Origin of the sequence: Kitasatospora sp. NPDC008115 (assembly GCF_042957205.1) — a bacterium.
Classification (GTDB): domain Bacteria; phylum Actinomycetota; class Actinomycetes; order Streptomycetales; family Streptomycetaceae; genus Kitasatospora.
Genome location: NZ_JBIBHU010000033.1, coordinates 38,688 through 65,393 on the forward strand (window position 1 = coordinate 38,688; position 26,706 = coordinate 65,393).

A 26,706-nucleotide genomic window follows, 5' to 3' on the forward strand; every position below is an offset into this window, starting at 1 on the left:
GGTCACACCGGGGATGCCACCGGAGGGCCGCTGCCGAACCGTCAGGGGGCGGACGACAGCGCTGATCGGGGCGCGCGGACCCCCGAGGGGCGCACGACGGCTCCCGCCCGGCGCCTTTCGGGAGTACCCGCGCTGGCGCACGGACCACCGCCGGGTTGCGCGAAGGGGTCGTCCCAGGCCGGAGGCTGTGCCAAGGTCTGTCCCATGCCTGAAGCGACACCGGTCAGGACGGCCGGAACCCGCCCCCGCATCCTCCACCTCATCACCGATCCGCGCCGCCGGGGCGCCCAGAGCCTCGCCCGCGACCTCCACCGCGAATTGCGCCGCCGGGGCCAGGCCTCCGCGCTGCGCGCCCTCGCCCCGCACCCGGACGCCCACCCGGACGCCCCGGACACCCTCGCCACCCCCGTGCTCGGCCCCGGCCGGCTCCACCCCCGCACCCTCGGCGCCCTGCGCACCGCCGCCCGCACCGCCGACCTCGTCGTCGCCCACGGGTCCTCCACCCTCCCCGCCTGCGCCCTCGCCCTCGCCGGCACCCGCACCCCGTTCGTCTACGTCTCCATCGGCGACCCCCGGCACTGGACGCCCGGCCCGGTCCGCCGGCTGCGCACCGGCGCCCTGCTGCACCGTGCCGCCGCCGTCACCGCCCTCGCCGACGGGGCCCGCGACCTGCTGGTCGAGCGCTTCCGGCTGCCCGCCGCCAACGTCCGCACCATCCCCAACGCCCGCTCCGCCGACCGCTACCCGCCCGCCGACGGCGAGGCCGACCGGCGCGCCGCCCGCCAGGCCCTCGGCCTGCCGCCGGAGGGCCTGCTGGTCGCCTGGCTCGGTGCGATCGCCCCCGAGAAGCGCCTCGACCTCGCCCTCGACGCCCTCGACCGCCTCCCCGACGTGCGCCTCGCCGTGGCCGGCGACGGCCCGCAACGCTCCGCCCTGGAGCGACATCCGGCCGCCGCCCGGGCCCACTTCCTGGGCACCCTCGCCGACCCGGCCCCGCTCTACCGGGCCGCCGACGCCGTGCTGCTCACCAGTGACAGCGAGGGTGTGCCCGGGGTGCTGATCGAGGCCGCGCTGGCCGGCCTGCCGGCCGTCGCCACCGACGTCGGCTGGGTCAGCTCGGTGGTCCGGGACGGCACCACCGGCGCGCTGGTCACCCCCGGCGACCCGCCCGCCCTCGCCGAGGCGCTGGCCAAGGTGCTGGCCGGGGACCGCACCGGCCTCGGCGCCGCCGCCCGCGCCCACGCGCTGGCCCACTGCGACCTGGACGTGGTGGCCGACGCCTGGCAGCGCCTGTTCAGCGAGATCTGCGAGCGCGGCGGAGCGGCCGGAGCGGGCGGACGCGGCTGACGCGTCCCGGTGCGCCGGGCCGGGTGCGCCTTTTAGGCGAATCCCGGCCCGACGCACCGGGACGACTGGCCGCCGACGCCCCGTCACGGGCCACACTCCCCGTGTGAAGTCGATCCTTCGAACCACCCTGTTGCTGGCCGTCGCCGCCGGGATCGCCGCATCCCCCCTCCCGGCCGCCGCCGCCAGCCACCAACCGCTCCTCGGGGGCAACCCGTTCTCCCGCCTCGACACCATCCAGCCGGTGCGCGAGAGCGCCCGCACGGAGGCGCTGGAGTTCTTCTGGTACGACTGCGGGCACTCGCAGGCGCTGGAGCGGCCGCTCCAGGCCTGGACCGAGCGCCACCGCGCGGACGTCGACCTGCGCCGCGTCCCGGCCATCTGGCCCGGCAGCCGCGAGGAGGCCGTGCAGCGCGGCCACGCCCGGCTGTACTACACGCTGGAGCGCCTCGGCCTGGTCGAGCGCCTCCAGGAGGCCGCGTTCCGGGCCGTCCACACCGACGACCAGGACCTCACCGCCGAGAACGGCGCCGCCGCCTGGGCGCAGAGCCAGAACGTCGACCAGCAGCGCTTCCGCGAGGTCTACCGCTCGGAGGCGGTGGCCCGGTCGGTCGACGAGGCCGCCGAGCTGTTCGTGCGGTACGGCATCAAGGAGCTGCCGACCGTGGTCGTCCAGGGCGAGGAGCGCACCTCGCCGACCACCGCCGGCGGCGTCGAGGCGATGCCCGCGGTGATGGACCGCCTGGTCGACCAGGACCAGCAGCGCCACCCGCGCGCCCACGCGTCGCACTGATCCACCTCCCCCCGACCACCCTGGGCGGGCCGGCCGCAGCGACGGCCGGCCCGCCCCTTGCCGTGCAGGCCCGTCCTCTTCCAGGGTGGCGCGCTCCTGCCCGCGCCGGCCCGCCCGTTCCGGTGCCGGCGCACCCCTTCGGCCAGGGGGAGTCCGCCCACCTTCACCGAACCGACCCCCCGCGGCCACACTCTGTGCCAGAGTGGGGCCGGGCCGCGTCGGGGAGGCGTCAAACACCGCTGTGACAGGCCCACTTCTCGATACCGCCGGTACCGGAGAGGGCAGATGTCCGTGGGGGGACAACGCGCGCAGCTCGTCGACGGGCGCGACGACAGCCAGACAACGCAGGCCCCGGGTGGACGCCCGCCGGCCGCCGACGGGCCGCCGCCCGAGCTGATCTTCAAACGCCGGCTCCGCCCGGCCCGGGTCGCCCGCGAGCTGTGGGGCGCCCGTGAACTCGTCCGCGCGCTGGCCGAACGCGACCTGCGCGCCCGCTACAAGCAGGCCGTGCTCGGCTTCGCCTGGGCGGTGCTCACCCCGCTGGCGCTGTGCGCCATCTTCACCCTGGTGTTCCGCCGCGCCGTGCACGTCGACACCGAGGGCGCCGCGTACCCGCTGTTCGCCTACGTCGGCCTGATCGTCTGGCAGTTCTTCAGCAACACCATGAACCAGGGCGCGCTGAGCCTGGCCAACAACCTCAGCCTGCTCAACAAGGTGTACTGCCCGCGCGAGGTCTTCCCGCTCGCCACCATGCTGGTCGCCAGCGTGGACATGCTGATCGGCACCGCCGTGCTCGGCCTGCTGTTCCTGGTCTTCTGGACCGCCCCCGCGGCCACCTTCCTGTGGGTGGTGCCGCTGCTGGGCATCCAGTTCGCCTTCACCTACGGCATCGCGCTGGTCCTGTCGGTGGCCGTGGTGTACCTGCGCGACGTGCGCCACCTGCTGCCGATCATCACCCAGATGGGCGTCTTCGCCACCCCCGTCGCCTACCCGCTGGCCCAGATCCCGGAGACCCTCCAGGAGGTGTACGTCGGCGTCAACCCGCTCGGCGCCGTCATCGAGGGCTACCGCAACGCCCTGCTGTACGGCCAGGCGCCCGACGCCGCGCTCACCACGATCGCCGCGGTCTCCTCGGTGGTGTTCCTGGTCGGCGGCTACCTGCTGTTCAAGAAGCTGGAGACGGGGATCGCCGATGTCGCCTGACCGGACCCTCCCGCTGGGGACGATCCGCACCGAGCAGGTGTGGAAGCGCTTCAAGGCCGACCAGCAGCGGATGCTGCTGCGCGACAAGGTCGAGTCGATGGCCCGCCGGCTGCGCGGCGAGAAGGGCGAGGACTGGCGCTGGGCGCTGCGCGACATCTCGATGCACATCGAGCCGGGCGAGTCGGTCGGCCTCATCGGCTCCAACGGCTCGGGCAAGTCCACCCTGCTCAAGATGCTGACCCGGGTGATGTACCCGTACGGCGGGGTGATCGACGTACGCGGCCGGATCGGCGCGCTGATCGAGATCCGGGCCGGCATCCACCCCGACCTGACCGGCCGGGAGAACATCTACCTGTTCGGCGCGCTGCTCGGCCTGCGCCGGCGCGAGGTGGCCACCCGCTTCGACGACATCGTGGAGTTCGCCCGGCTCGGCGGCGCCATCGACCGGCAGGTGAAGTTCTACTCCTCGGGCATGCAGATGCGCCTCGGCTTCGCCGTCGCCGCCTACCTGGAGCCGCACGTCCTGCTGGTGGACGAGGTGCTGGCGGTCGGCGACGCGGTGTTCCAGCAGCGCTGCCTGGACCGCATGCGCGAGGTCGCCGAGCAGGGCACCACCATCGTCTTCGTCTCGCACGACCTGCCCGCCGTGGAGTCCATCTGCCGGCGCGGCATCTGGCTGGAGCAGGGCTCGATCCGGGTGGACGCCGGGATCAGGGAGGCGATGGCCGGCTACCGCGACTCCATCGAGGCGCAGTCCGAGGCGGGCGGGCGCACCGGCGAGCCGATCCAGCTGCTCAAGCACGAGGTGCGCGGCGAGGAGCGGGAGAGCCTCACCACCGACGAGCCGATGACCGTCGAGCTGACCCTGGGCGGCGACTACCGGGGCGACGCGACCCTGCACCTGGGCGTCAGCGAGGGCACCTCCAGTCCGATCTTCCAGATCAGCCATGAGATCCGGCTGACCGGCGGGGACCGCACGGTGACCTGCGTGATCCCCCGGCTGCCGCTGCCGCGCGGCCGCTACACGCTCTGGGCCGGCGTCTACAGCATCGGCAGGACCGACGGCGGAACGCTGATGAGCTGGCACTCCACCGGCCAGTTCGACGTGTTCGGGCCGATGCTGGACTCCCCGCCGCGCGCCGTGGTGCTGGCCGCGCCGGTGTTCGTCGCGCACCACTGGGAGGAGTGAGGCGTGCGACCGGTCCGGGTGCTCGTCCATCTCAACAACCTGGCCCTCGGCGGCGCCCAGCTCAACGCGGTCGACATCGCCCGCACCCTGCGCGACCGGGGCCACGAACCGGTGCTGTTCGCCCAGGGCGTGGCCGGTCCGGCGCCGATGGTCGACGTCGCCGCCAAGCACGGCCTGGACGTGGTGGTGGCGGGCGGTCCCGACACCCCGCACGCCGAGGTGCGGCGCCGGCTGGGCCGGCTGGCCGCCGAGCACGGCAGCCAGTTGCTGCACGCCTGGGAGGTCCGGGCGGCCCGCAACGCCTTCTTCGGGCCGGGGCGGTTGGGCCGGCTGCCGGTGGTCACCACCTTCTACGGCATCCGGATGCTGCGCGGCATGCCCCGCCACCAGCCGCTGGTGCTGGGCCTGGGCGCGCTGCTGGGCGACGGCCGGGCCTTCGGCCACCGGGACGTCAGCCTGATCGAGCCGCCGGTGAACACCGCCACGGACGCCCCCGGGCTGGTCGACGGGGCGGCGTTCCGGCGCGAACACGGCATCGGCGACGACGAGTCGCTGCTGGTCATCGTCACCCGGCTGGTGCCCGCGCTGGAGAAGGACGCCGGCGCGGAGCTGACCGTGGACGCCGTCCGGCGGCTGGACGACCCCCGGGTGCGGCTGGTGATCGTCGGCGCCGGCCCCAGCCTGGAGCCGCTGCGGACCCGCGCCGCCGCCGCCAACGCGGAGCTGGGGCGCCCGGCGGTGCTGGTCCCCGGACAGCTGGCCGACCCGCGCCCGGCGTACCAGGCCGCCGACATCGTGCTCGGCATGGGCGGCTCGGCGCTGCGCGGCCTCGCCTTCGGCAAGCCGGTGGTGGTGCACGGCGCGGCCGGCTACACCGCCGTGCACGAGCCCGGCCCGCTGGTCGAGCCGCACGCCTCGCGCTGCATGTACGGCTTCGGCGACGGCTCGCGGGCCCCCGAGGCGCTGGCCGGCCAGCTGCGCGGGCTGCTCGACGACCCGGCGCGCCGGGCCGGGCTGGGCGATTGGGGGCGGCAGTGGGTGGTCGGCCGGTTCTCGCTGGAGAGCGTCACCACCGCCTTCGAGGACCTCTACGCCCGGGCGCTGGCCCGGCCCGGCCGGGCGGCGAGCTGGCTGAAGGACCTGGAGCAGATGACCCGTTACGAGTTCACCAAGCCGGCCGCGCTGCGGCTGCTGGGGCGGTGACGCCCGCTCAACCCTTCCTCTAACCGCTGTTCGTCTGTTTAATGGTTAGCATGAGCGAGCTGACGATCCCGCACGTCCACCACCGCCACGCCGACGTCGACGGCCTGCGCGTCTTCTACCGGGAGACCGGGCCGGCCGACGCCCCCGTGCTCCTGCTGCTGCACGGCTTCCCGTCCGCCTCCCACCAGTACCGCCGGCTGTTCGACGCGCTCGGCACCCGCTACCGGCTGATCGCCCCCGACTACCCGGGCTTCGGCCACAGCGACAGCCCCGCCCCCGACGCCTTCCGCTACCGCTTCGACACCCTGGCCGACGTCGTCGAGGGCTTCTGCCGGGCCCTCGGCCTCGACCGGTTCGCCCTCTACGTCTTCGACTTCGGCGCCCCCGTCGGCCTGCGGCTCGCCACCCGCCACCCCGAGTGGATCACCGGCCTGGTCGTCCAGAACGGCAACGCCTACGAGGAGGGGCTCTCCGAGCAGGCCCGCGCGTTCATCGCCAACCGCCCCGGCGTCGAGGGCGCGGAGGAGCGCGTCCGCACCATCCTCACCCTGGAGATGACCCGCTCCCAGTACGAGGGCGGCACCGGCGACCCGACCCTGGTCGCCCCCGACGGCTGGACCCTCGACCAGCACCACCTCGACCTGCCCGGCCGCAAGGACATCCAGGTCGAACTCGCCCTCGACTACCACCGCAACATCGAGCTCTACCCCGTCTGGCAGGAGTGGCTGCGCACCCACCGCCCGCCCACCCTCGTCGTCTGGGGCCGCAACGACCCGTTCTTCACCGAGCCCGGCGCCCACGCCTACCTGCGCGACGTGCCCGACGCCGAACTGCACGTCCTCGACACCGGGCACTTCGCCCTGGAGGAGAAGCTGCCCGACATCGCCCCGTTGATCGACGACTTCCTCGCCCGTACCCAGAAGTAGGCGCGCTTCGGGGGGAGTTCAGTCGCGGCGCAGCAGCAGGGTGACGAAGCCGAGCGTCCCCCGGTAGCCGTGCAGCCACTCGGCGCGGTGCAGGTCCGCCGCCGCCCGGGCGCCGGCGGCGTCCGGGTGCTCCGGGTGGTCCAGCGCCCACTGGGCGAGCGAGCCGGTCCAGGAGAACTCGTAGTCGTCCCACTCCTGTCGGGTGCTCACATGGCCGGACACCGGCGTCCAGCCGTCCGCCGTCACCCGGTCCACGGTGGTGGCCAGGTCCGCGTAGTCCTCGCGCCCGGCGCCGAGCGCGGCCAGCGCCGCCACCGAGGGCTCGCGCTCCCAGAACCCCTCGCCGACCAGCACCCGGCCGCCCGGCGCCAGGAACGCCCGGGCCGCGTCCAGTGCCGGCAGCAGGCCGCCGAAGACGTGCGTGGCGCCCACGTTCAGGACCAGTTCGAAGGGCCTGGTGTCGGTGAACTCCCGGGCGTCCTGGTGGTGCAGGCCGATCCGCCGCTGCGCCCCCAGCGCCTCGGCCGACTCCCTGGCCAGGGCCAGCGCCGCCGCGTCCACGTCCACCCCGACCGCCCGCCAGCGCGGCCGCGCGCCGAGCGCCCGCAGCAGCCACGCCGCCCGCCCGCACCCCAGGTCCAGCGCCCGCCCCTCCTGTTCCGGCGCGAGCGCCCGCTCCAGCAGCGCGCCCACCGACGCGTCGGACAGCGGCGCGGCGATCGGATGACGGGCGTGCGCGAGCCGGGAGATCGTCTGACGGTCCATCCGACCAGTGTGGCCCACCCGGGTTCAGTACGTCCGGCCTTTCCAGGCGGCGCCCCGGCCGCGCCAGTGCTGCACCGCCGAGTCGACCGTCATCAGCAGGTAGAGCGAGGCCGTGAACGGCAGCAGCAGCGCGGCTGCCGGCGGCCGGCCGTAGTAGCGCAGCATCGGCACGAAGGTCCCCGCCATCAGCGCCCAGGCCGCCCCGCCCGCCGCCGCCACCGGCCAGGCGCCCGCCGCCAGCCCCGCGACCGCCGCCACCGGCGGCACCAGGTACACCAGCGCCAGCCCCAGCACCGTCCCCAGCAGCAGCACCGGAGAGTGCCGCAGCTGGGCGTACGCGCTGCGCGACACCATCCGCCACAGCTGCTCCAGGCGCGGGTACGGCCGCACGCTGTCCACCTGCTCCGCCAGCCCCAGCCAGGTCCGGCCCCCGGCCGACTTCACCGCCCGGGCCAGCGACACGTCGTCGATCACCGCGCCCCGGATCGCCGCCACCCCGCCCGCCCGCTCCAGCGCCTCCCGCCGCACCAGCGAGCAGCCGCCCGCCGCCGCGGCCGTCCGGGCACCGGGCCGGTTGCTCCGGCGGAACGGGTACAGCTGGGCGAAGAAGTACACGAAGGCCGGCACGATCAGCCGCTCCCAGCCCGTCTCCACCCGCAGCCGGGCCATCTGCGACACCAGGTCCAGCCGGCCGCTCTGCGCCGCCGCCACCAGCTCGGCCAGCGAATCCGGCCCGTGCGCGATGTCCGCGTCGGTCAGCAGCAGGTACTCGGCGTCCGGGCCCGCCAGCTCGACCCCGTGCCGCAGCGCCCACAGCTTGCCCGTCCACCCCGGCGGCAGCGGGGGAGGGGTGGTCACCGTCAGCTCCAGGCCGCCCGGGGCGGCGAGCGAGCGCGCCAGGGCGCCCGTCCCGTCCGTGCTGTGGTCGTCCACCAGCACCACCCGGGCCCGCCCCGGGTACTTCTGCGCCAGCAGGCTCGGCAGCGACAGCGGCAGCACCTGCGCCTCGTCCCGGGCCGGCACCAGCACCGCCACCTGCGGCCAGCGCTCCGGCGCGCGGCGCGGCGGCAGCCGGACGTCGGTGCGCCAGAACAACCCGTGGCAGCCCGCCAGCCAGAGCCAGACCAGCAGGGAGAACGCGGCGATCCACAGCAGGACGGTCACCCGGGCAGTCTGCCGCACCAGGGGCCCGGCGCGGGCCATCGACTAAAGTCTTGACCCGTGAAGATCGCACTGATGGACTCGGGAATCGGCCTGCTGGCCGCCGCCGCCGCGCTCCGGACGCTGCGTCCGGACGTCGATCTGGTGCTCTCCTCCAACCCCGCCTCGATGCCCTGGGGACCGCACACGCCCGAGGAGATCACCGAACTCGCCCTCGGCTGCGCCCGGGCCGCCGCCGAGTACCGGCCGGACGCGCTGATCGTCGCCTGCAACACCGCCTCGGTCCACGCGCTCGCCGCCCTGCGGGCCGAGCTGGAGCCCGGGCTGCCGGTCATCGGCACCGTCCCGGCGATCAAGCCGGCCACCGCGCTCGGCGGCCCGGTCGCCATCTGGGCCACCCCCGCCACCACCGGCAGCGCCTACCAGCGCGGCCTGATCCGCGACTTCGCCGGGACGGCCGCCGTCACCGAGGTCGCCTGCCCCGGGCTCGCGGACGCCGTCGAGCACGGCGACGACGCGGCCATCGAGGCGGCCATCGCCGACGCGGCCGCCCGCACCCCGGCCGGCACGGCGGCCGTCGTCCTCGGCTGCACCCACTACGAGCTGGTCGCCGACCGCATCCGCACCGCCGTCGCCCCGACCGCCCTGCCGACGCTGACCCTGCACGGCTCCGCCGAACCGGTCGCCGCCCAGGCCCTGCGCCGCGTCCTCGACCCCACCCGCGAGGGCACCGCCACCCTCACCGTCCTCCACGCCGGCATCCCCACCACCCTCCCCCCGGCCGCCCTCGCCTACCCCCAGACCCTCCCCCTCACCGCCCCCACCCCCTGACCCCACCGGCCCTCTCGCGGGAGTAGAGGCATGGCGCGCCCGTGGGAGTGGGAAGTCGGCGGGGCCGACTTTCGGAGGGGCTGGCGTTTTTCCCGGCGTCCCTGATGGGGTGTCCTGGCGGACAGGCCGCGCTCGGCGGCGGTGGCACGCCTGCGGGCGCAGGAAGTCGGCGGGGCCGACTTTCGGAGGCTCGGTGATGCGCGGCTGCGGGGAGCGCGTAGGCGCGGTGGCGGTGGCTGGCGACGCGGGTGGTGGTGCAGGAAGTCGGTGGGGTCGGCTTTTGGAGGGGCGGGTGTCTTTCCCGGCGTCCTTGTTGGGGTGTTCTGGCGGAGAGGCCGCGCTCGGCGGCGGTGGCACGCCTGCGGGCGCAGGAAGTCGGCGGGGCCGACTTTCGGAGGCTCGGTGATGCGCGGCTGCGGGGAGCGCGTAGGCGCGGTGGCGGTGGCCGGCGACGCGGGTGGTGGTGCAGGAAGTCGGCGGGACCGACCTTCGGAGGCCGCGATGTGCCGATGACGGCGCAGGAAGCCGGTGGGGCGACTTCCTGCGCGGGGGAGGGTCAGGCGGCGTGGCCGCGCCAGCGGCGGTAGGCGGGTTCGAGGCCGGAGAGGATGGTGTCGAAGCGCCGTGTGCTGGTCGTCGAGTCCACCTGGAGCCGGCTGATCTGGAGAGGGTGGGAGGGGAGCCGGGGGCCGAGGCGGTGGTCGGAGAGGAAACCGAGCCGGTAGCCCAGCTCCTGGAGGACGGTTTCGGCCCGGACGTCGTGGCCGCCGTCCGGGTAGGCGAAGGCGATCGGGGGCTCGCCGAGCCAGCGGGTGAGGGCTTCGTGGGCGCCGGTGATCTCCGCCCGGACGGTGGCGTCGTCGCAGCGGCCCAGGCACGGGTGGCCCTGGGTGTGGTTGCCGATGGCGACCCCGCCCTCGCGCAGTGCGAGCAGGTCGGCGGGGGTGAGCTGCTCCTGGCCGGGCGGGCGCCGGTCGGCGCTGACCCGCAGCTCGTGCAGGCTGCGCCGGCGGTCCGGGTCGGGCATCGCCTTGAGCCGGCGGAGCAGCTGCGAGGGGTGGCCGCAGTCGAGCGAGCGGGCGCGTCCGCCGTGCCGGGCGAGGAAGTCGGCCTCGTGCCACCAGAACGGCTTCTCGGTGCCGATCAGCTCGGAGATGACGAAGGCGGCGGCCGGGATGCCTCGTTCGATCAGCGCGGGCAGCGCATGGGTGAGGACGCTGCGGTCGGCGTCGTCGAAGGTGACCAGCACGCTGCGGGCGGGCAGCGGGCGCCGTTCGGCGACGGCCTGCTGCACGGCGGCCAGCGAGACGGGGGTCGCGAGTCTTCGCAGCCGGTCCAGCTGGGCGCCGAAGGAGCGCGGGTCGGTCACGCCGTGGTACGCGAGCACGGCGAGCCGCTGCGCCGCCCGGGCACGGAACAGGGGCTGGACGGGGGCGAACCGCAGCCACTCGCCGCGCGCGTCGGCGGGGTGGCAGGGCCGGGTCGCGGCGGACCGCAGGGCCCGGCCGCCCGGCGGGAGGACCGCCGGGGGGAGGCCGGCCGGTGGGGTGACGATCGGCTGCCCGTCGGTCGTCACGGTGGCGGTCCCGGGCGGGGCGGCGGTGGTCGGCGGGGGCCGCAGGTCCGACAGGGCGGTCACCAGGGCCCTGTCACGGGCCGTGGGGCCGGAGGTCGACGTCGTGGACTGGGACTGCGGCACGGTTCCCCCTCGGTCGCCGATGCGGCGTGGCGGTACCGCCGGAGGACGGAGCCCGGCCTCCGACTCCAGGGCACGGCGGCTCCGCCCCCTGGGTATTTCCGGCCCGCGGCGGGGACTCCCAACCCGCACCGCGGACGGCTCCTGGATCGCTCAATGTAATGGAGACAGCTACACCTCGTTGAGGGTTGTACCGGACCGGCAAGGTTTTTTCGACGACCGGGAACAATTCCGGAACGAGCCCGGAACGGGCCCGGGACCACTCCGGAACATCTTCCTGAACACCCGCCACGCCCCGCCGCGGACAGCTCTTCGCCCAACCCAGACCCGTTACCAGGAGTGACCGCCCGATCGCCGCCCGCATGCTGCCCGCCGGGCCGCTCCGGGGTACCTTGGGCTCATGGCAGATGCGGAACGTGATCACTTCCACCCGCACGGCGCGACCCGGATGGCCCGGTACTGTCACGGTGGCCCGCTGGTCACCCACCAGGTGCCGCTCGCGCTGGTGGGCGTGGCCTGCCTCACGCTGGGCATCGTGGTGGCGGTCGTGATTCCGGACAGTGACGGCCCGGCGTGGGCGATGGCGGTGGCCGGCTGCCTCGCAGCCGGGGTGCTGCTGCTCGGCCGGATCGGTTTCGCGCTGTTCCGCCGCCGGCGCGCGGCGGCCTGAGGACGGAGCGCGGACGGCGGACGGTGGGGCGCGCGGGAAACCGCTCAATCACCGCTCACCCGATCGAGTCCAACCGGTCAGATCGGCAGGTTTTCGGCCCATCTGCCAACTCCTTCTCGCTTCTTTCACAATTCCGGGGCACCAGCCCCACAGTTCCCCCTACTGTGATGTCCGTCCGGGGTGCCGACCGCACCGGATGCGAGGCCACTTGACGGCGCCGGGGAGGGCGCCGCAGAGGGGGGAAGGATGAGCGGCACCGCCGTGCCCGGAACGGCCCCGGCCAGCGGGGGGATCCGGGCCCGGGTGAAGCGACAGCTGGCACGCCGGGTCGGGACCGGCCCCGGCGAGGGCGCCACCGTGCTGATCTACCACCGGGTGGGTGGCGGGAGCCCGGACGAGCTGGACGTGTCCGCCGCCGACTTCGCCGCCCAGGCCGACCTGCTCGCCGCGCTGCCGCCCGGCCGGGTGGTCTCCCTGGACGAGGCCACCGACCGGATCGAGGCCGGGCGCCGCACCCCGGGCGTCGTCCTCACCTTCGACGACGGCTTCGCGGACGTCTACGACAACGCCTGGCCGCTGCTGCGCGAACGTCGGCTGCCGTTCACGGTCTACCTGGCCAGCGGCCACGTCGGCGGCGAGATGCGCTGGGAGGGCTCGACCGCCAAGGCCGCCGGCGCCCCCGCGCTCAGCTGGGCGCAGCTGCGCGAGATGACCGCCTCCGGTCTGTGCACGGTCGCCAACCACACCCGCACCCACGCCCGCCCCGAACTCCTCTCCACCGCCGAGCTGGACGCCTGCAACGACGACGTCGAGGAGCACCTGGGCGTGCGCCCCCACCACTACGCCTACACCTGGGGCGTGCCGGTCCCGCACATGGAACCGGCCCTGCGGGCCCGTTTCCGGACCGCCGCGACCGGCGAGGTCGGCCGCAACACCCCCGGCGTGGACCCGGTCCGGCTGCGCCGGGTGCCGGTCCGCCGCACCGACCCGATCGACTTCTTCCGCGCCAAGCTGCACGGCCGGCTGATCCCCGAGCGCGCCTATGCCCGGATCGTCGCCACCGCGAAGGCGGTGGGCGCCCGTGCCTGAGGACCGGATCCCGCAGCGCCTGCGCGGCCCCGGCGGCCGTCCGCTGCGCGTCGCCCACCTCACCACCGTCGACATGAGCCTCCACCTGCTGCTCGCCACCGAGCTGAAGGTCGACCTGGAGGCCGGCTTCGAGACCTACGGGATCAGCGCGCCGGGCCCGTACGTCCCCGAGCTGACCGCGATCGGGGTGCGCCACGAACCGCTGCACGCGCTCACCCGGGCCTGGGAGCCGCGCGCCGACGCCGCCGCCGCCCGCGAACTGCACGCCGTGCTGCGCCGGATCCGCCCGGACGTGCTGCACACCCACAACCCCAAGACCGGCGTGCTCGGCCGGGTCCTCGGCCGCCTGGCCCGCGTCCCGGTCGTGGTGAACACCTGCCACGGCCTCTGGGCGCAGGCCCACGACCCGCTCGCCAAGCGGGCCTTCGTCCTGGGCGCCGAGGCCTTCGCGGCCCGCTTCTCGCACGCCGAGCTGTACCAGAACGGCGAGGACCACCGCACGCTGGCCCGCGCCGTCCCGGCCCGCCGCTCGCGGGTGGTCGGCAACGGCGTGGACCTCACCCGCTTCGCCACCGACCCGGGCGAGCGCGCCCGGCTGCGGGCCGGGCTGCGCGCCGAGCTCGGCGTCGGGCCGGACGAGCTGCTGGTCGGCGGGGTCGGCCGGCGGGTCGCCGAGAAGGGCATCCGGGAGTACGCCGAGGCGGCCCGGGCGCTGGCCGGCAAGGCCCGGTTCGTCTGGATCGGCCCGGACGACCCGGACAAGCCGGACGCCCACGGTGCCGAGTCCGGCGTCGTCTTCCCCGGCCCGCGCGGCGACATGCCCGCCGTCTACGCGGCCCTGGACGTCTTCGTACTCCCCTCCTACCGGGAGGGGTTCTCCCGCTCCGCCATGGAGGCCGCCGCCGGCGGCCTGCCGATGGTGCTCAGCGACATCCGCGGCTGCCGCGAGATCGGCACCCACGACGAGCACCTGCTCCTCGCCCCGCCCGGCGACGCCCGGGCCCTCACCCACGCGCTGGACCGGCTCCTCACCGAGCCCGGCCTGCGCGAGCGCCTCGGTGCCGCGGCCCGCCGCCGCGCCACGGCGCGGTTCGACCAGCGCGCGGTGGCCGCCGTCTCGCTGGCCACCTACGCGGCCGTCGCCCGCGCCAAGGGCCTGCCCTGGGCGGTCGGCTGAGCCCACCCACGACCACACACCGCATCAGGGGGAAGGACCGTCATGAAGCGAGGGGGGGACCTCGTGATCACCGTCCTGACCGGGATCGTCGCGATTCCGCTCGGTCTGGTGATCGCCCTGCTGATCCGCTGCACGATGGGCGGACCGGTGCTCTTCCGGCAGACCCGGACGGGGCTGCACGGCAAGGAGTTCGAGATCCTCAAGTTCCGCACCATGCGGGACAGGCGTTTCCCCGAGGAGCCGGACGCTCCCCGGATCACCCGGCTCGGGGAACTGCTGCGCAGGACCAGCCTGGACGAGCTGCCGCAGCTGTGGAACGTCGCGCGCGGCGAGATGGGCGTGATCGGGCCCCGGCCCACGCTGCCCGAGCAGGTCGTCCACTACTCCCGCCGGCAGCGCGGGCGGCTCGACGTCCGCCCCGGCCTCACCGGCTGGGCGCAGGTGCGGGGGCGCAACTCCATCACCTGGCCCGAGCGGATCGAACTCGACCTCTGGTACGTGCGCAACCGTTCGCTCGCAGTCGACCTGCGGATCCTGCTGCTGACCGTCAGGGTGCTGCTGCGCCCGGCCGGGATCACGGCGGCCGGGGGCGTCAACCCGGGCTTCCCGACGCCCACCGAGCCCGCCGACACCGCCGTTCCGGTGCCCGCGGCCGGGAACGAGCCGCCGCCCGCCGTGATCAGCCTGCCCCGGCAGAGCACCGCGCCCCGCCAGAGCACCGCGCCCCGGCCGGCCCCGCCGGTGCGCCCGGCGCCGGTGCACGCGGCCGTCGAGGAGGCGTCCTGACCACCGGACCGGGCAGGATGACCCCCGTGCCCTCCGCAACCGCCCCTCGCGGGCTCTGGATCGCCGGCGCCGGGGGCCTCGGCCGCGAGGCGCTGGACACCGCGCTCGCGGCCGGCGTCCCGGTCGCGGGCTTCCTCGACGACGCCCCGTTCACCGGCGTCCGGGGCCTGCCCGTCCGCAGGCCCGCCGAGTTCGAACCCGGCGCCCGCTACCTGATCGGGATCGCCGACCCGGCCGTCCGGCGGCGGCTCGCCGCCCTGCTGAACGGCCTGGGCGGCGAAGCGGTCACCCTGGTCCACCCCCGGGCGCTGATCGCCCCGGACACCGTGCTCGGGCCCGGCTGCCTGGTGATGGGCGGCGCCTACGTGTCCAGCAGCGTCCGGCTCGGCGCGCACAGCCAGGTCCAGTACAACGCGACGGTCGGGCACGACGCGGTGCTGGGCGAGCGGGTGACGGTGTATCCGGGTGGGAACGTCTCGGGCGCGGTGGTGCTGGCGGACGGCGCCACCGTCGGCTCCAACGCGGTGGTCCTGCAAGGCCGCAAGGTCGGCGAGGACGCCTTCGTGGGCGCGGCCGCCGTGGTGACCAGGGACGTGCCGCCCGGCGAGGTGGTGGTCGGTTCCCCGGCCCGCCCGCTGCGCAAGGACCGCCCGGCCGCGGACTGAGCCGGCCGCGGCCCGACCCCGGCAGTGCCCGGCCCGCGCCCGGATAGGGTGCGGGCCATGGCCATTCCCGAGTTCCTCGCCGACCTCCGCGCCGTGGTCGGCCCCCGCATGCTCTGGCTCAGCGCCGTCGTCGCGGTCGTCCTCGACGACGACGGCCGGGTGCTGCTCGTCCAGCGCTCCGACGACGGCTGCTGGACCCCGCCCGGCGGCATCCTCGACCCGGGCGAGCAGCCCGCCGACGGCGCGGTCCGCGAGTGCCTGGAGGAGAGCGGCATCGTCGCCGTCCCCGAGCGGCTGGTGACCGTCACCGTCTCGCCGGAGGTCACCTACCCCAACGGCGACATGACGCAGTACCTGGAACTCGTCTTCCGCTGCCGCCCGGCGGGCGGTGAGATCCGGCTGGACGAGGACGAGACCCTCGCCGTCGGCTGGTACGCCCTGGACGCGCTGCCGCCGATGGCGGAGAAGGAACTCGCCTGGATCCACCGGGCGGTGGTCGGCCGGGCCGAGGCCGCCTTCGAGTGGAACGGCGCACTGCTCCCCTGACCGACGGCGGACCCTAGAGGCCGCGGAACCAGTCCGCCGTCCGCTCCAGCCCCTCGCGCAGCGGCACCGGCCGCACGTCCGGGAAGAGCTCGCGCAGCCGCGCATTGTCGGCCTGCGAGTCCCGGACGTCGCCGGGCCGCGGGTCGACGTGCGACACCTCGACGGGGTGGCCGAGCACCGTCTCCAGCTCGCCGATCAGCTCCAGCAGCGAGGTGCGGGTGCCGAACGCCAGGTTCACCGGGTCCGCGTGCACCACCCGGCGCAGCACCGCCTCGGTGATCACCTGGGTGACGGTGCCGACGAAGGTGAAGTCCCGGCTCTGCCCGCCGTCCCCGTGCACGGTCACCGGCCGCCCGGCCAGCGCGGCGTCCAGGAAGGCCGGGACGACGGCGGCGTAGGCGTGCCCGGCGGGCTGCAGCGGGCCGAAGACGTTGAAGAACCGCAGCGGGAGCACGCCCAGCCCGTAGCAGTGATGGTAGGCGGCCAGGTAGGACTCGGTGGCGAGCTTGCTGACCGCGTAGGGGCTCATCGGCGCGGTGCGCATGGTCTCCCGCTTGGGCAGCTCGCGGTTGGCGCCGTAGACGGAGGAGGAGGACGCGGCGGCCACGTACAGGCCCCCGGCGCGGCGGGCGGCCTCCAGGACCTCCAGGGTGCCGGTGGCGTTGGCGTGGTGGCTGGCCAGCGGGTCGGCCACCGAGCGGGGCACCGAGGGCAGCGCGGCGAGGTGGACCACGGCGTCGGCGCCGGCGAAGGCCTCGTCCAGCAGCGCCGGGTCGAGGACCGTGCCCTCGTGGAGCACCGCGTCGGTGCCGGACAGGTTGGCCTTGTGCCCGGTGGAGAGGTCGTCCACGACCCGGACCTGGTCCACCTCGGGCCGGGCCAGCAGGGCCCGGACCAGGTTGGCCCCGATGAATCCGGCTCCGCCGGTGACGACCACGCGCATGGCTGAGGATCCCCCCTCACGACCGGGCGGCCCCTCGGCCGGCCCTGCGCCGATGGTAGCCGCGCGGTCACCGGCGGTGTGGCGGAACCCCGAGAACGGCCGGAAGCGGACAGGCGGCGACGTCCCGGGCGCTCAGCCCTTGGGCTGGCGGTACGCCTCCTCGGCGGCGTCCAGCACCGCCGCGAGGTCGCCGCCGGCCGTGGCGGTGGCGACCGCGGCCACCGCGCCCTCGACGAACGGGGCGTTGGCGAACCGGACCGGGAACGGCAGGCCGTGCTCGTCGGCGTCGGCGAGCAGCGCCCGGACGGTGGTCACCGCGCCGCCGAGGTCGGCCAGGACGACCACGCCGTGGCCCTGGTCGACCCGCCGGGTGGCGGCGGCGACCAGGACGGCACTGATCCCGGGGCCGGCCACCAGGTCCCCGCCGGTCGCGGCGACCGGGGTGGGGGAGTCGTCGGCGGTCAGCGCGAGGGCGAGGGAGCGCACCGCGCCGGCGAGTTCCTGGCTGTGCGAGACCAGCACCACGCCGACCCGGCCGTGCGCGGGCGGCCGGCCGGGGGCGGGCCGGGGCAGCGGGGCCGGGGCGGGCGGGGTGCGGGGCGCCGGGGGGTGGGCCGAGGGGGCGTCGGAGATGGGGATGACATCGGCGCGGGTGCCGTCCCGGCGGCTCATCGGCTGCTCCTCGGGCGCTCGGTGGGGCCCGGTGGGGCCCGGTGGGGGTTCCCCACACTCTGGCAGTTCGCCCGCCGCCCGCCCGCGCGGGACACGCGCCCGGCGGGGCGGCCCGGGGCCGCTGACGGGCGGTCGGCCACGGCCGGGGGAGTCCTCCCGATCCCGCTGACCGGGGCCGTGCGGGTGACTAGGCTGGGGCCGTTCAGGCCGTCGGGAGGAGAGAGCAGCAGTGGCAGCCAACAGCGGGACCGGGGTGGAGTCGGTCGACGTCGAGCCGTCGGGAGCGGCGGAGCTCGGCGTCAACGGGAAGCCGAAGGTGGACTTCACCGGGGCGACCTGGCTCTGCAGCAGCCAGGGCGTGGGCGACGTCCAGATCGCCTTCGTGGACGGCTACATCGGCATGCGGGACGGCCGTCAGGAGGACGGACCGGTCCTGGTGTTCACGCCCGGGGAGTGGCGGGCCTTCGTGCTCGGCGCGCGGGACGGCGAGTTCGACCTCACCTGACCGGATCCGGCCGGACGTCCCGCGGGGCGTCCGGCCGCACCCGAAGGTCTCCGGTGGTCATCATTCCGATCACATTTGAGCGTGCCCCGTCATAATTTCTGTTGACTGCTGGACAAACGCAGCTCAGAGTATGAGCACAGGCAGACGCCGTGCCCACCGCCCCCACGCGGCCAGACACGGCGCCTGCTGTGCAACCCGGCAGCGCTGCCGAGTCTCCTCCCAGTCATCCCCTGCGCACCGGGGGTGCGTCGGCCGGTCCCGGCCCACAAGGGGCCGGCAGTCGCCGGGAGGATGGCTCCGAACCCGAGAGCGACTCGGGCGTCGGTGCCGTTGCTCGGGACCCGCACGCCCCCACGCGGCGGCGTCCCGAGCAGATCCGCGGGAGCGACGGGCCGGGGCCCCGCGGACCTTGCTCTTGTTGCATGGAACTGTTGGCTTGTGTGCTGTGCGGTGTGCGACGTCGAAGCTGGGTGCTCGGCGGATCGGCACGACGGTGTGCACAGTGAGGGAAACGCGTGTAGGGCCGCGTTGCGACATGCCGTCCCCCCGAAGGGTGAAACCCAGAACGGCTGTCGTGCTGAACCGAACGTAGCCCGGACGGTTGCTCAGAGTCAACATTGGTCTCTGAGCGTGGATCTCCGTCCGGTGCCCCACCCACCCCGCGAGCGTGGTGTGCCGGGCACGTACGATGTTCCCATGTCTTTTCTCCGCCGTCGCTCCGGTCAGCCCACCGGCCCGGACTTCGACGTGCTCGCCATGGACCCGGGCGACTGGCCCGGCGACTTCGGTGCGGCCATGATGACCGGCTCGGACGGCTCCTGCCAGGGGATTTTCCTGCGCTACGACCTGTTCGGCGGCAGGGGCCCGGCGATGTTCATCGGCAACCTCCCCGAGGGTTCGCCGGCCCGGGACACCGGCGACAGCGTGCCCTTCGAGGTGCGCCAGCTGCTCGCCGCCCTGGGGGACGAGGAACCGGTCGAGTTCGTCTCGGCGGAGGACTTCCCGGTGATGCTCGGGGACGACCTGCTGATCGTGAAGAAGGTCAAGGTCAGCGAGGGCCGGGTCTTCTGTGCCCAGTTCGGCCGGAGTGACGGCGTGCAGGTCACCATCGCCTCCTGGGACCGACCGATTTCGGACGACCTCTACCAGCTGCTCAAGCCGCTGCCCGCGGACATGTTCCAGCAGGGCTGACCGGGCGTCGGGGAACTGCCCCGGAGGGCAGGATTCCGCTTCCCGTCCCGGTACTCGGGCCGCTCCCGCCACCCCGCTCGTTCCGGGCCTCGGGCGCTGCTTGACGGCCTCGATCACGGCTTCGTAAAGTCGCGGACATGTCGTGCCGTCTCCCGCTGCTGACCCGTCGCAGCTACCTCGACCTGCGGCGCACCGCCAGCGCGGCGTGTCCGGGCCACTGAGGGGGATTCGTCCCCGAGGCGGCGGGCGGACGGCCGAGCGGCCGGCGCCGGTCCGGAGGCGGGCGTTCCGCCGAACCCGGGTTCCGGGGGCGGGCGTTCCGCCGGTCTCCGGGGTCGCCCACCGGTACCGCGCGCCCGTCCCGGCGTGTCGAGGAGTCTGAGCCCACGCTGCCGCCCGGAGGCACCTGCCCGATGAGCACCATCGCTGCCGACCAGCCGTCCGCCGCCCCGTCCCCCGTCGAGGCCGCCCTCGCCGGGCTGCCCAGGGTCGTCGACCTGCTGGCCGCCCGGGCCGAGGAGCACGACCGCGACGCGACCTTCCCGTACCAGGGCATCGAGGCCGTGCACGAGGCCGGACTGCTCACCCTGACCGTCGACCGGCGCTACGGCGGGCCCGGCGGCACGCTCGCCGACACCGTCCAGGTCCTGTCCCAACTCGGGCGCGGGGACGCCTCGGTGGCCGTGGTCACCGCGTTCACCCTGCTCCAGCACGCCGAGCAGGCGCGGACGGCGAACTGGCCGACGGCCGGCTACCGGCGGCTGCTCACCGAGTCCCGGCGCGGACCGGCCCTGGTCAACACCCTGCGGGTGGAGCCCGGCGCCCGCAGTGGCGAACCGCCGGCCACGGTGGCCCGGTGGGACGGCACGGGCTGGCGGCTCACCGGCCGCAAGACCTACTGCACCGGAGCCGAGGCGCTCGCCTGGATGGCGGTGACCGCCCGGACCGACGAGCCGGAGCCCCGGACCGGGACGTTCCTGGTGCGCGGCGAGAGCGAGGGCCTGGAGGTCGACCCGACCTGGGACCAGCTCGGCCTGCGGGCCAGCGCCAGCCACGACGTGGTGCTGGACGGGGTGCGGGTGCCCGCCGAACTCGCACTCGGCCTGAACCCGTCCAAGGGCGGCGCCGGAAGGGGCGCGTCCGGAGCCGCCGCGCGCTCCGCCGCGGCTTCCGCGCCGGACGCCGCCGGGGCCGTGCCGGCGGCCGAACTGGCCCGGGCCTGGCACGATCTGGCGCTCTCCGCGGTGGCCGTCGGGGTCGCCCGCTCGGCCCAGGACTGGCTGGTCCGCTTCCTGCACCAGCGAACTCCGGCCAATCTCACCGAGCCGCTCGGCAGCCTGCCCCGCTACCGCGGCGCGCTGGGCGAGATCGAGACCCAGCTGATCGGCGCCGAGGAACTGGTGCACGGGCTGGCGCCCCGCGTCGACCGGGCCGAGCCGGACGCGGTCGCCCGCACCGGCCCGGCCCATCTGCTGGCCACCCGGGCGGCGATAGCCGCCGTCCAGCAGGCCGTCTCGCTCACCGGCAACCCGGGACTGAGTCGCCGTCACCCGCTGGAGCGCTACCTGCGGGACGTGCTCAGCAGCCGGGTCCACCTGGCGCCCGACGAAGCCGTCCTGGAGGCCGCGGGCCGGGCCGCCCTGGAACGCGGCGCCCGGCCCTGACCGGGCGCCGGCCCCCGGACGGCCTCACCGCGTCCCGACGGCCGCCCGGACCGCGCGGCGGGCCAGCGCGGCGTCGTCGTACAGCCGGCGGATCATGATCCGCTGCTCCTCGCCGGCGCCCGGCACGTCGTACAGCCGGATCTCGCGCATCAGCACCAGCACCAGGTTCACCAGGAACGCGTCCCGGGCCAGGGTGCCGCCGCTCTGGGCGAGTTGGCTGATCTGTCGGCGGGCCGCGGTGTCCCCGGAGAGCACGCTCCAGAGCACCGCCAGGTCGTAGCCGGGCAGGTACCAGCCGGCCTGCTCCCAGTCGACCAGCACCGGCCCCGACGGCGCCAGCAGCATGTTGCTGAGCAGCGCGTCGCCGTGGCAGAGCTGGAGCGGGGCGTTCCCGAGGCCGTGCAGCAGGCCGCGCAGGTCCCCGGCGTCCCGGTCGGTGAGCTGGCCCACCGAGTGGTAGCGGGCGATCTCCAACTGGTAGTCCAGCCGGGGCTGGAAGACGTCGGTCGGTGGCCGCCACAGGTTGAGCGTGCGGACGGCGGTGAGCAGCGCCCGCACCTCGCCCGGGGTCGGCGCGTTGGCGGGGTGGCGCTCCCGCGCGGCCGGCCGGCCGGGCACCCGCTCCATGACGAGCACGCAGCGGTCGTGGTCGGCGGCCACCAGCCGGGGCAGCCGCACCGGCGGGCGGTGCCGGACGAAGGCCCGGTAGACGGCGACCTCGTGGTGGAAATCGGCCACCAGCTGTTCGAAGTACTCGCTCCGGACCGCCTGCGGGGCGAGGCACTTGGCGACCACCGGCGCCCGGCCGATGGTGCCCGCCACCAGGATGTGGCGGCTGCCCTCGCGCAGCACCTGGCGCGGGGTGAACGCGGGACATATCCGCGAGACGCCGGCGAGCGCGGCCCGGACGGACGGCGTCTGGAGCGCCGAGGGGTCGATCCGCTCCTGCGCCGCGGGCTGGCCCGGCCGGGCCGGGGGCCGCAGCAGCCGGCCGTCGCCCGGGCGGGCGACGGGGATCCGGGCCCCGGGGAGGCGGGGGCCGACCGGGCCGGCGGTCTCGGGCGGGCGGAGCCCCAGCGCGGTCCGGGCGGCCTGGCCCCGGGGGTCCGCGGGCCGGCCGTCGGCGGCGCCGCGGGGGGCGGCCGGCCGGGACGGCGGCGGGACCTGCTTCGGGCCGGGACGGCCGGCGGCTGCGGTGGGGGGGCGCAGCGCGGTCCGGGGCGCGGTCGGCGTCGGGGAGGTCGCTGAGGAGTACATGGGGTGAGGGAGGTCCCTTCCTGGTCCGTCTCGGATGCGCCCCGCGGGGGCGGGGTCGGGCCGGTACCGCCGGGTTCCTGGTCCGGCGGCGGGCCCTGGTCGGTCCGGCGGGTGGTGCGCGGGCGCCGGGCACGGACGCCGGGGCCAGAGCCCCGTGCTGCGGCGGTGGACCGGCCGTCCGCACCCTGGGGAATGCGGATGGCCGGTTCTGCCGTGGCCGTGCCCGGCGCCCCCGCGCCACCCGGCCGCGCCACCCCCTCGGGTGAGGACCGGGGACGCCCCGCGACCCGCGCGGGGGAACCCCCGAACCGGCCTGGGACGCCCTCCGACCCGGGGGCGAGGTGGCGCACCTCTACATCACACCCGGACGACGGTGGTTGGTAATGTGGCGGACCCTGGCGAAGCCTGGCGAATGCTCGCCCGGCACATGACGGAACCTCTAGCCTCGGATCAGCCGAGGAACCTGGGGGCTTCACGTGGGCAGGGGACCCAACACCCGACTCGCCGATCTGTTCGTCCTGACCGGATGGTCGAAGGGCGAGCTGGCGCGGCTGGTCAACAGGCGTGGTGCCGCGATGGGGCAGCAGCAGCTGTCCACCGACACCTCGCGGGTGCGGCGGTGGATCGAGCAGGGGGAGATCCCGCGCGATCCGGTGCCGAGGGTACTGGCAGCCGTGTTCACGGAGCGGCTCGGCCGTGTCGTCACCACTGAGGACCTCGGTCTGGAACGACACCGGCCCACCAGGACCGGAGCGGCGCAGTCCGCCACCACGTCGTCATGGGAGCCGGATCGGACGGCCGCGGTCCTCACCGAGTTCACGGGAATGGACCTCATGCTGAACCGACGTGGATTGGTGGGCGCGGGTGCCGCGCTCACGGCCGGGGCGGTCATCGCCGATTCGTTGAAGGGCTGGCTGGGCGGGGACGCGGTCGCGTACGCGGCCTCGGCGCCCGGCCCGAGGCCGGTGGTCACCCAGGGCGGTGCCCGGCCGGTGGTGGACCTGTACGACGCGGGCCCGGTCGGGCTCGACGAGGTGGAGGCGCTGGAGCGCTCGGTGCAGGTGTTCCGGGCCTGGGACGCGGCCCGCGGCGGCGGCCTCCAGCGCAAGGCGGTGGTCGGTCAACTCAACGAGGTGGGAGGGTTGCTGACGCACCGGCACAGTCCGTCGGTGGAGCAGCGGTTGTGGCTGGTCGCGGCCAACCTCGCGGTGCTGGCGGGCTGGATGTCGCACGACGTGGGGCTGGAGCCGACCGCGCAGAAGTACTTCATGCTGGCCGCCGAGTCGGCGAAGGAGGCCGGCGACCGGCCGCGCGCGGGGGAGGCGATCTCCCGGGCGGCGCGCCAGATGGTGCACCTCGGGCGGGCCGACGACGCGATCGACCTGATGGCCGCGGCGCGGGCGGGCGGCGGGCGGATGCTGCCGAGGACGCGGGCGATGCTGAACACCGTCGAGGCGTGGGCGTACGCGTCGATCGGGCAGTCGCAGGCGACCTGGCGGCTGCTGGGCGAGGCGGAGGACCTCTTCGCGGAGGAGCCGGACGGTCCGCCGCCGCCCTGGATGCAGGTGTTCGACGAGGCGGAGCTGCGCGGGATGCAGGCGCTGGTGCTGCGCACGCTCGCCGAGTACGACCTGTCGGCCGCCGGGCAGGCCCGCCGGCACGCCGAGCGGGTGATCCGGCTGCGGGAGGGGACCGGCCAGCTGCGCTCGGCGCTGTTCGACCGGATCACGCTGGCCTCGGTGCACTGGCTGACCGGGGAGCCGGACGCGGCGCAGACCCAGGTCAAGGCGGCGCTGGGCCTGATCGGGCAGAACTCCTCGCTCCGGACGTGGGACCGGCTGCGGGAGATGTACCGGCTGACCGCGCGCTACCGGGGGGTGCCGGTGGTGGACGAACTGCGGGACGAGCTGGGCCGGGAGCTGAGGGCGGTGGGGGCGAAGTACCAGTACCGGCCGCAGCCGGTCTGACCTCCCCCTGGGGCGTGTCTGACAATTCCCGCCGGGCGTGCGGCGTCAGGGCACGCACCTCGCCGCGTTGTCGTCGGTCGCCGATGCTCCGCATGGACTCCCTCCTCCGCCTTGCGATGCACGCACCCTGACGCCGCACGCTGATCCGACGCGAATTGTCAGACACGCCCTAACCGGGGTTCGCCGGGCGCAGCAGCAGGCGCAGGGCGGTGACGGTGCCGTCGGTGCCCAGGACGGGTTCGCCGGCGCACTCCACCATGCCGTGCCCGCCGCCCGGCCGGCGGACCTGGAGGGTGCCGACGGCGTACCGGCCGTGCACCAGGGCGTCGGTCATCATCCGGCGCAGCTGCGGCCGGTCCGCCTCGCTCAGCCGGTCGGGCAGCCGGTCGAGGCTGAGCGGGCCGCGGCCGGGGTCGCAGCCGAGCAGCCGGAAGGCCTCGGCGGACCAGCGCACGGCGTCGGTGCGCAGATCCCATTCGGCCGCGGCGACCGGGTCGCGGCCGGGCTTCGATGTCATGGGCATGGCATGTCCGCTCATCCGTTCAACGGCGGTCGGCCGACGGGTGTGGGAACGACTGTCGCACAGCGGTCCGACACCCGTCGGCGATTTGGACAGAACGCCGACAAAATCCCCCGGGCATATGCCAGTGCGCACAAAGGGTCGGTCGCCCTGTGTGCGACGGGCTGTCCGAAGCGGTAACCTTCGGTGATTCCGGCGCCCGGGCGCCCACCGCAGTACCGACCAGAGACCCCGGCGACGGAAATCCCGTTGCCACTACGACCGCCGCAACGGATGCTGACCTCATGTTCGAGCCAGTGATAGCACCCAGTGCCAGCCTCCTCGGCCTCCTGCAGCGAGGTCGCGGTGACGGGCAGCTCCATGCGCTGGCCGCCGACCGCACCGAGGCCATCACCGCGTTGGAGGAGTGCGTCACCAGGGACCCGCGAGCCGACTGGCAGGTCGAGAACCGCTCCCTCTACTACGCGCGCCTCTACATGGAGCTGGAGGCGTCGCTCGACGGCATCGAGGACCACCTCCACTCCCCGGAGGACCTCCTCGACGAGGACGAGGCCCGCACCGGCCTCGCGCTCTCCGTCCTCGGCCACCTCGCCGCGTACGGCCGCCGGGACGCCCTCCTCATGCTCCGCGAGTACGCCGCCACCGGCACCAACTGGGCCTGGGCGCTGGACGAGCTCGCGCTGCGCGACGACGACCGCGGCCTGCTGCTGCTGGGCACCGCCGTGCTGGACCACTTCCCGCCGGGCCCCGAGGGCGACGCCGAGCTGCGCGAGACCATCCGGGGCGCCTACGAGCCCAGGCCCTGGCGGCTCTGGGCGGCCTACCACCCCAGAGTGGCGGCGGCCGGCGAGCAGTCCCCCTTCGACCTGTGGCAGCGCCAGCTGAACCGCAGCGGCGTCACCCCCGGCTGGTCCACCGCCGACGTCCTCGACTGGGCCGACCAGGGCGAGCTCGGCGGCCTCGGCGCCGACGCCTTCGCCGGCTCCCCGGCCCGCCCCGAGGCGTCCCGCGACGCCGGCTCCCCGGCCCGTCCCGACGCGGTGGACCGCCGCGCCGCCGCGGCCGCCCGCTGCCTGGCCGCCGTGGTCCGCCCCGAGGACCGCCCCGCCGTCCTGGAGGCGGCCCGCACCGGACTGCCCGGCGCCCGCCGGGCCGCCCTGCGCTACCTCGTGGACCAGCGCGACCCGGCCGCGGCCGGCCTGATCGAGACGGCCGCCGCCGAGGTGGACGGCCGGATGGTCCGGTTCGCCCTGGAACTGCTCGGCCGGATGCGCGGCCCGGAGGCGCTGGCCCAGGCCCGCCGCTGGGCCGACCCGGCCACCGGCGGCGCCGACAGCGCCCTCGGCGAGGCCGCCGTGCGGCTGCTGGCCGACGCGGGCGAGCCCGCCGACGGCCCGCTGGTGGTGGCCGGGCTGCGCCGCTGGGTCTCGCTGCACGGCGTGTCCGGCGCCGACTCCGGGCTCGGGACGCTGGTCGACGGCGCGGGGCGGCTGGCCGCCGCCGGGGCCGTCCCGGTCCTGCGCCACATCTACGGGGAGGCCGTCTCCTCGGACCTGCGCGGCCGCGCGGCCCGGGCGCTCGCCGAGACCGACGTGCACTTCCCCGAGGGGCCGGCCGTCGAGTGCCTCTGGGACTGCGAGGAGTCCACCCGGGAGCTCGCCGCGAGGCACGTCGCCACCACCGGCGACGCCCGCGTGCTGGAGCGCCTGCGCCGCCTCGCCGCCGACCCGGCCGAGGAGGCCGAGGTCCACGCCGCCGTCCGGGGCCGGCTGACCGCCGCCCGCGAGCGACGCCGCTAGCCGCCAGGACGGTCGCCGCCGACGGTCGCCGGGACCCTTCGAGGACGACTTCGAGGACGACGAGGAGGGGCGGGGCCCCCCCCCGGGGGGGGCGGCCCCCCCCCTCGCGGCCCGGGGGGGGCTGGGTGTGGGTGGCCCCGACAA

General features: G+C 75.4%; 25 protein-coding genes. 18 read left to right on the plus strand and 7 right to left on the minus strand.

Annotation, left to right across the window (positions count from 1 at the left end; genetic code table 11):
* Positions 1-204: 204 nt before the first annotated feature.
* The 6 genes from ACFZBX_RS31890 (at position 205) to ACFZBX_RS31915 (ending at position 6,658) form a co-directional block, all read left to right on the plus strand.
* Positions 205-1,347 carry a glycosyltransferase family 4 protein gene (locus ACFZBX_RS31890; RefSeq protein WP_391537281.1) on the plus strand — a complete coding sequence of 381 codons (1,143 nt, stop codon included), beginning with the start codon at positions 205-207 and terminating at the stop codon, positions 1,345-1,347.
* A 103-nt stretch (positions 1,348-1,450) separates the two neighbouring features.
* A complete protein-coding gene (locus ACFZBX_RS31895; protein WP_391537282.1) occupies positions 1,451-2,137 on the plus strand; it encodes a thiol:disulfide interchange protein DsbA/DsbL in 687 nt (228 codons plus the stop codon).
* A gap of 285 nt (positions 2,138-2,422) precedes the next feature.
* The gene (locus ACFZBX_RS31900; protein ID WP_391537283.1) at positions 2,423-3,340 is read left to right on the plus strand and encodes an ABC transporter permease; all 918 of its coding nucleotides are present in this window, start codon (positions 2,423-2,425) and stop codon (positions 3,338-3,340) included.
* Positions 3,330-4,529 carry an ABC transporter ATP-binding protein gene (locus ACFZBX_RS31905; RefSeq protein WP_391537284.1) on the plus strand — a complete coding sequence of 400 codons (1,200 nt, stop codon included), beginning with the start codon at positions 3,330-3,332 and terminating at the stop codon, positions 4,527-4,529. The genes ACFZBX_RS31900 and ACFZBX_RS31905 overlap by 11 nt, the downstream gene beginning before the upstream one ends.
* Before the next feature lie 3 nt (positions 4,530-4,532).
* Positions 4,533-5,732: a glycosyltransferase family 4 protein gene (locus tag ACFZBX_RS31910; RefSeq protein ID WP_391537285.1), complete on the plus strand. Its 1,200-nt coding sequence runs from the start codon at positions 4,533-4,535 to the stop codon at positions 5,730-5,732.
* Positions 5,733-5,782: 50 nt separating this feature from the next.
* On the plus strand, positions 5,783-6,658 hold the full coding sequence (locus tag ACFZBX_RS31915; protein ID WP_391537286.1) for an alpha/beta fold hydrolase: 876 nt from the start codon (positions 5,783-5,785) through the stop codon (positions 6,656-6,658).
* 18 nt (positions 6,659-6,676) lie between these two features.
* Here the strand turns inward: ACFZBX_RS31915 and ACFZBX_RS31920 are convergent, their stop codons facing one another.
* A complete protein-coding gene (locus ACFZBX_RS31920; protein WP_391537287.1) occupies positions 6,677-7,423 on the minus strand; it encodes an SAM-dependent methyltransferase in 747 nt (248 codons plus the stop codon).
* Between the two features lie 24 nt (positions 7,424-7,447).
* Positions 7,448-8,578 (minus strand): glycosyltransferase, encoded by a 1,131-nt coding sequence (locus ACFZBX_RS31925; protein WP_391537324.1) that lies wholly within the window; start codon positions 8,576-8,578, stop codon positions 7,448-7,450.
* A 66-nt stretch (positions 8,579-8,644) separates the two neighbouring features.
* On the opposite strand from ACFZBX_RS31925, the gene ACFZBX_RS31930 reads away from it, so the two are divergent.
* On the plus strand, positions 8,645-9,415 hold the full coding sequence (locus ACFZBX_RS31930) for a glutamate racemase (protein WP_391537288.1): 771 nt from the start codon (positions 8,645-8,647) through the stop codon (positions 9,413-9,415).
* 556 nt (positions 9,416-9,971) lie between these two features.
* Here ACFZBX_RS31930 and ACFZBX_RS31935 read toward each other — a convergent pair.
* On the minus strand, positions 9,972-11,114 hold the full coding sequence (locus ACFZBX_RS31935) for a polysaccharide deacetylase family protein (RefSeq protein WP_391537289.1): 1,143 nt from the start codon (positions 11,112-11,114) through the stop codon (positions 9,972-9,974).
* 397 nt (positions 11,115-11,511) lie between these two features.
* Between ACFZBX_RS31935 and ACFZBX_RS31940 the strand changes: the two genes are divergently transcribed.
* From ACFZBX_RS31940 to ACFZBX_RS31965, 6 genes are all read left to right on the plus strand, one after another.
* Positions 11,512-11,781, plus strand: a complete 270-nt coding sequence (locus ACFZBX_RS31940) for a hypothetical protein (RefSeq protein ID WP_391537290.1) — start codon at positions 11,512-11,514, stop codon at positions 11,779-11,781.
* Between the two features lie 246 nt (positions 11,782-12,027).
* Positions 12,028-12,870: a polysaccharide deacetylase family protein gene (locus ACFZBX_RS31945; protein WP_391537291.1), complete on the plus strand. Its 843-nt coding sequence runs from the start codon at positions 12,028-12,030 to the stop codon at positions 12,868-12,870.
* Complete coding sequence (locus ACFZBX_RS31950; RefSeq protein ID WP_391537292.1) at positions 12,863-14,047, plus strand: glycosyltransferase; 1,185 nt, start codon at positions 12,863-12,865, stop codon at positions 14,045-14,047. Before ACFZBX_RS31945 ends, ACFZBX_RS31950 begins: the two co-directional genes overlap by 8 nt.
* 42 nt (positions 14,048-14,089) lie before the next feature.
* Entirely contained in the window at positions 14,090-14,833 is a 744-nt protein-coding gene (locus ACFZBX_RS31955) for a sugar transferase (RefSeq protein WP_391537293.1), read from the plus strand.
* A 26-nt stretch (positions 14,834-14,859) separates the two neighbouring features.
* Positions 14,860-15,498 (plus strand): acetyltransferase, encoded by a 639-nt coding sequence (locus ACFZBX_RS31960; protein ID WP_391537294.1) that lies wholly within the window; start codon positions 14,860-14,862, stop codon positions 15,496-15,498.
* Between the two features lie 57 nt (positions 15,499-15,555).
* The gene (locus tag ACFZBX_RS31965; RefSeq protein ID WP_391537295.1) at positions 15,556-16,044 is read left to right on the plus strand and encodes an NUDIX domain-containing protein; all 489 of its coding nucleotides are present in this window, start codon (positions 15,556-15,558) and stop codon (positions 16,042-16,044) included.
* Between the two features lie 13 nt (positions 16,045-16,057).
* Here ACFZBX_RS31965 and ACFZBX_RS31970 read toward each other — a convergent pair whose 3' ends face one another.
* Both ACFZBX_RS31970 and ACFZBX_RS31975 read right to left on the minus strand, forming a co-directional pair.
* Positions 16,058-16,987, minus strand: coding sequence for an NAD-dependent epimerase/dehydratase family protein (locus ACFZBX_RS31970; protein ID WP_391537296.1), 930 nt, complete (start codon positions 16,985-16,987; stop codon positions 16,058-16,060).
* A gap of 132 nt (positions 16,988-17,119) precedes the next feature.
* Positions 17,120-17,560, minus strand: a complete 441-nt coding sequence (locus ACFZBX_RS31975; protein ID WP_391537325.1) for a PTS-dependent dihydroxyacetone kinase phosphotransferase subunit DhaM — start codon at positions 17,558-17,560, stop codon at positions 17,120-17,122.
* Between the two features lie 352 nt (positions 17,561-17,912).
* Between ACFZBX_RS31975 and ACFZBX_RS31980 the strand changes: the two genes are divergently transcribed.
* From ACFZBX_RS31980 to ACFZBX_RS31990, 3 genes are all read left to right on the plus strand, one after another.
* On the plus strand, positions 17,913-18,164 hold the full coding sequence (locus ACFZBX_RS31980; RefSeq protein WP_391537326.1) for a DUF397 domain-containing protein: 252 nt from the start codon (positions 17,913-17,915) through the stop codon (positions 18,162-18,164).
* 696 nt (positions 18,165-18,860) lie between these two features.
* Positions 18,861-19,355 carry a hypothetical protein gene (locus tag ACFZBX_RS31985; RefSeq protein ID WP_380759654.1) on the plus strand — a complete coding sequence of 165 codons (495 nt, stop codon included), beginning with the start codon at positions 18,861-18,863 and terminating at the stop codon, positions 19,353-19,355.
* Positions 19,356-19,768: 413 nt separating this feature from the next.
* Positions 19,769-21,019 carry an acyl-CoA dehydrogenase family protein gene (locus ACFZBX_RS31990; RefSeq protein WP_391537297.1) on the plus strand — a complete coding sequence of 417 codons (1,251 nt, stop codon included), beginning with the start codon at positions 19,769-19,771 and terminating at the stop codon, positions 21,017-21,019.
* A 24-nt stretch (positions 21,020-21,043) separates the two neighbouring features.
* Here the strand turns inward: ACFZBX_RS31990 and ACFZBX_RS31995 are convergent, their stop codons facing one another.
* Complete coding sequence (locus ACFZBX_RS31995; protein WP_391537327.1) at positions 21,044-22,096, minus strand: aminoglycoside phosphotransferase family protein; 1,053 nt, start codon at positions 22,094-22,096, stop codon at positions 21,044-21,046.
* A 656-nt stretch (positions 22,097-22,752) separates the two neighbouring features.
* Between ACFZBX_RS31995 and ACFZBX_RS32000 the strand changes: the two genes are divergently transcribed.
* Entirely contained in the window at positions 22,753-24,243 is a 1,491-nt protein-coding gene (locus ACFZBX_RS32000) for a hypothetical protein (RefSeq protein ID WP_391537298.1), read from the plus strand.
* 169 nt (positions 24,244-24,412) lie between these two features.
* Here the strand turns inward: ACFZBX_RS32000 and ACFZBX_RS32005 are convergent, their stop codons facing one another.
* Positions 24,413-24,760 carry a hypothetical protein gene (locus ACFZBX_RS32005; RefSeq protein ID WP_380759647.1) on the minus strand — a complete coding sequence of 116 codons (348 nt, stop codon included), beginning with the start codon at positions 24,758-24,760 and terminating at the stop codon, positions 24,413-24,415.
* A gap of 287 nt (positions 24,761-25,047) precedes the next feature.
* Between ACFZBX_RS32005 and ACFZBX_RS32010 the strand changes: the two genes are divergently transcribed.
* On the plus strand, positions 25,048-26,562 hold the full coding sequence (locus ACFZBX_RS32010) for a HEAT repeat domain-containing protein (RefSeq protein WP_391537299.1): 1,515 nt from the start codon (positions 25,048-25,050) through the stop codon (positions 26,560-26,562).
* Positions 26,563-26,706: the final 144 nt, after the last annotated feature.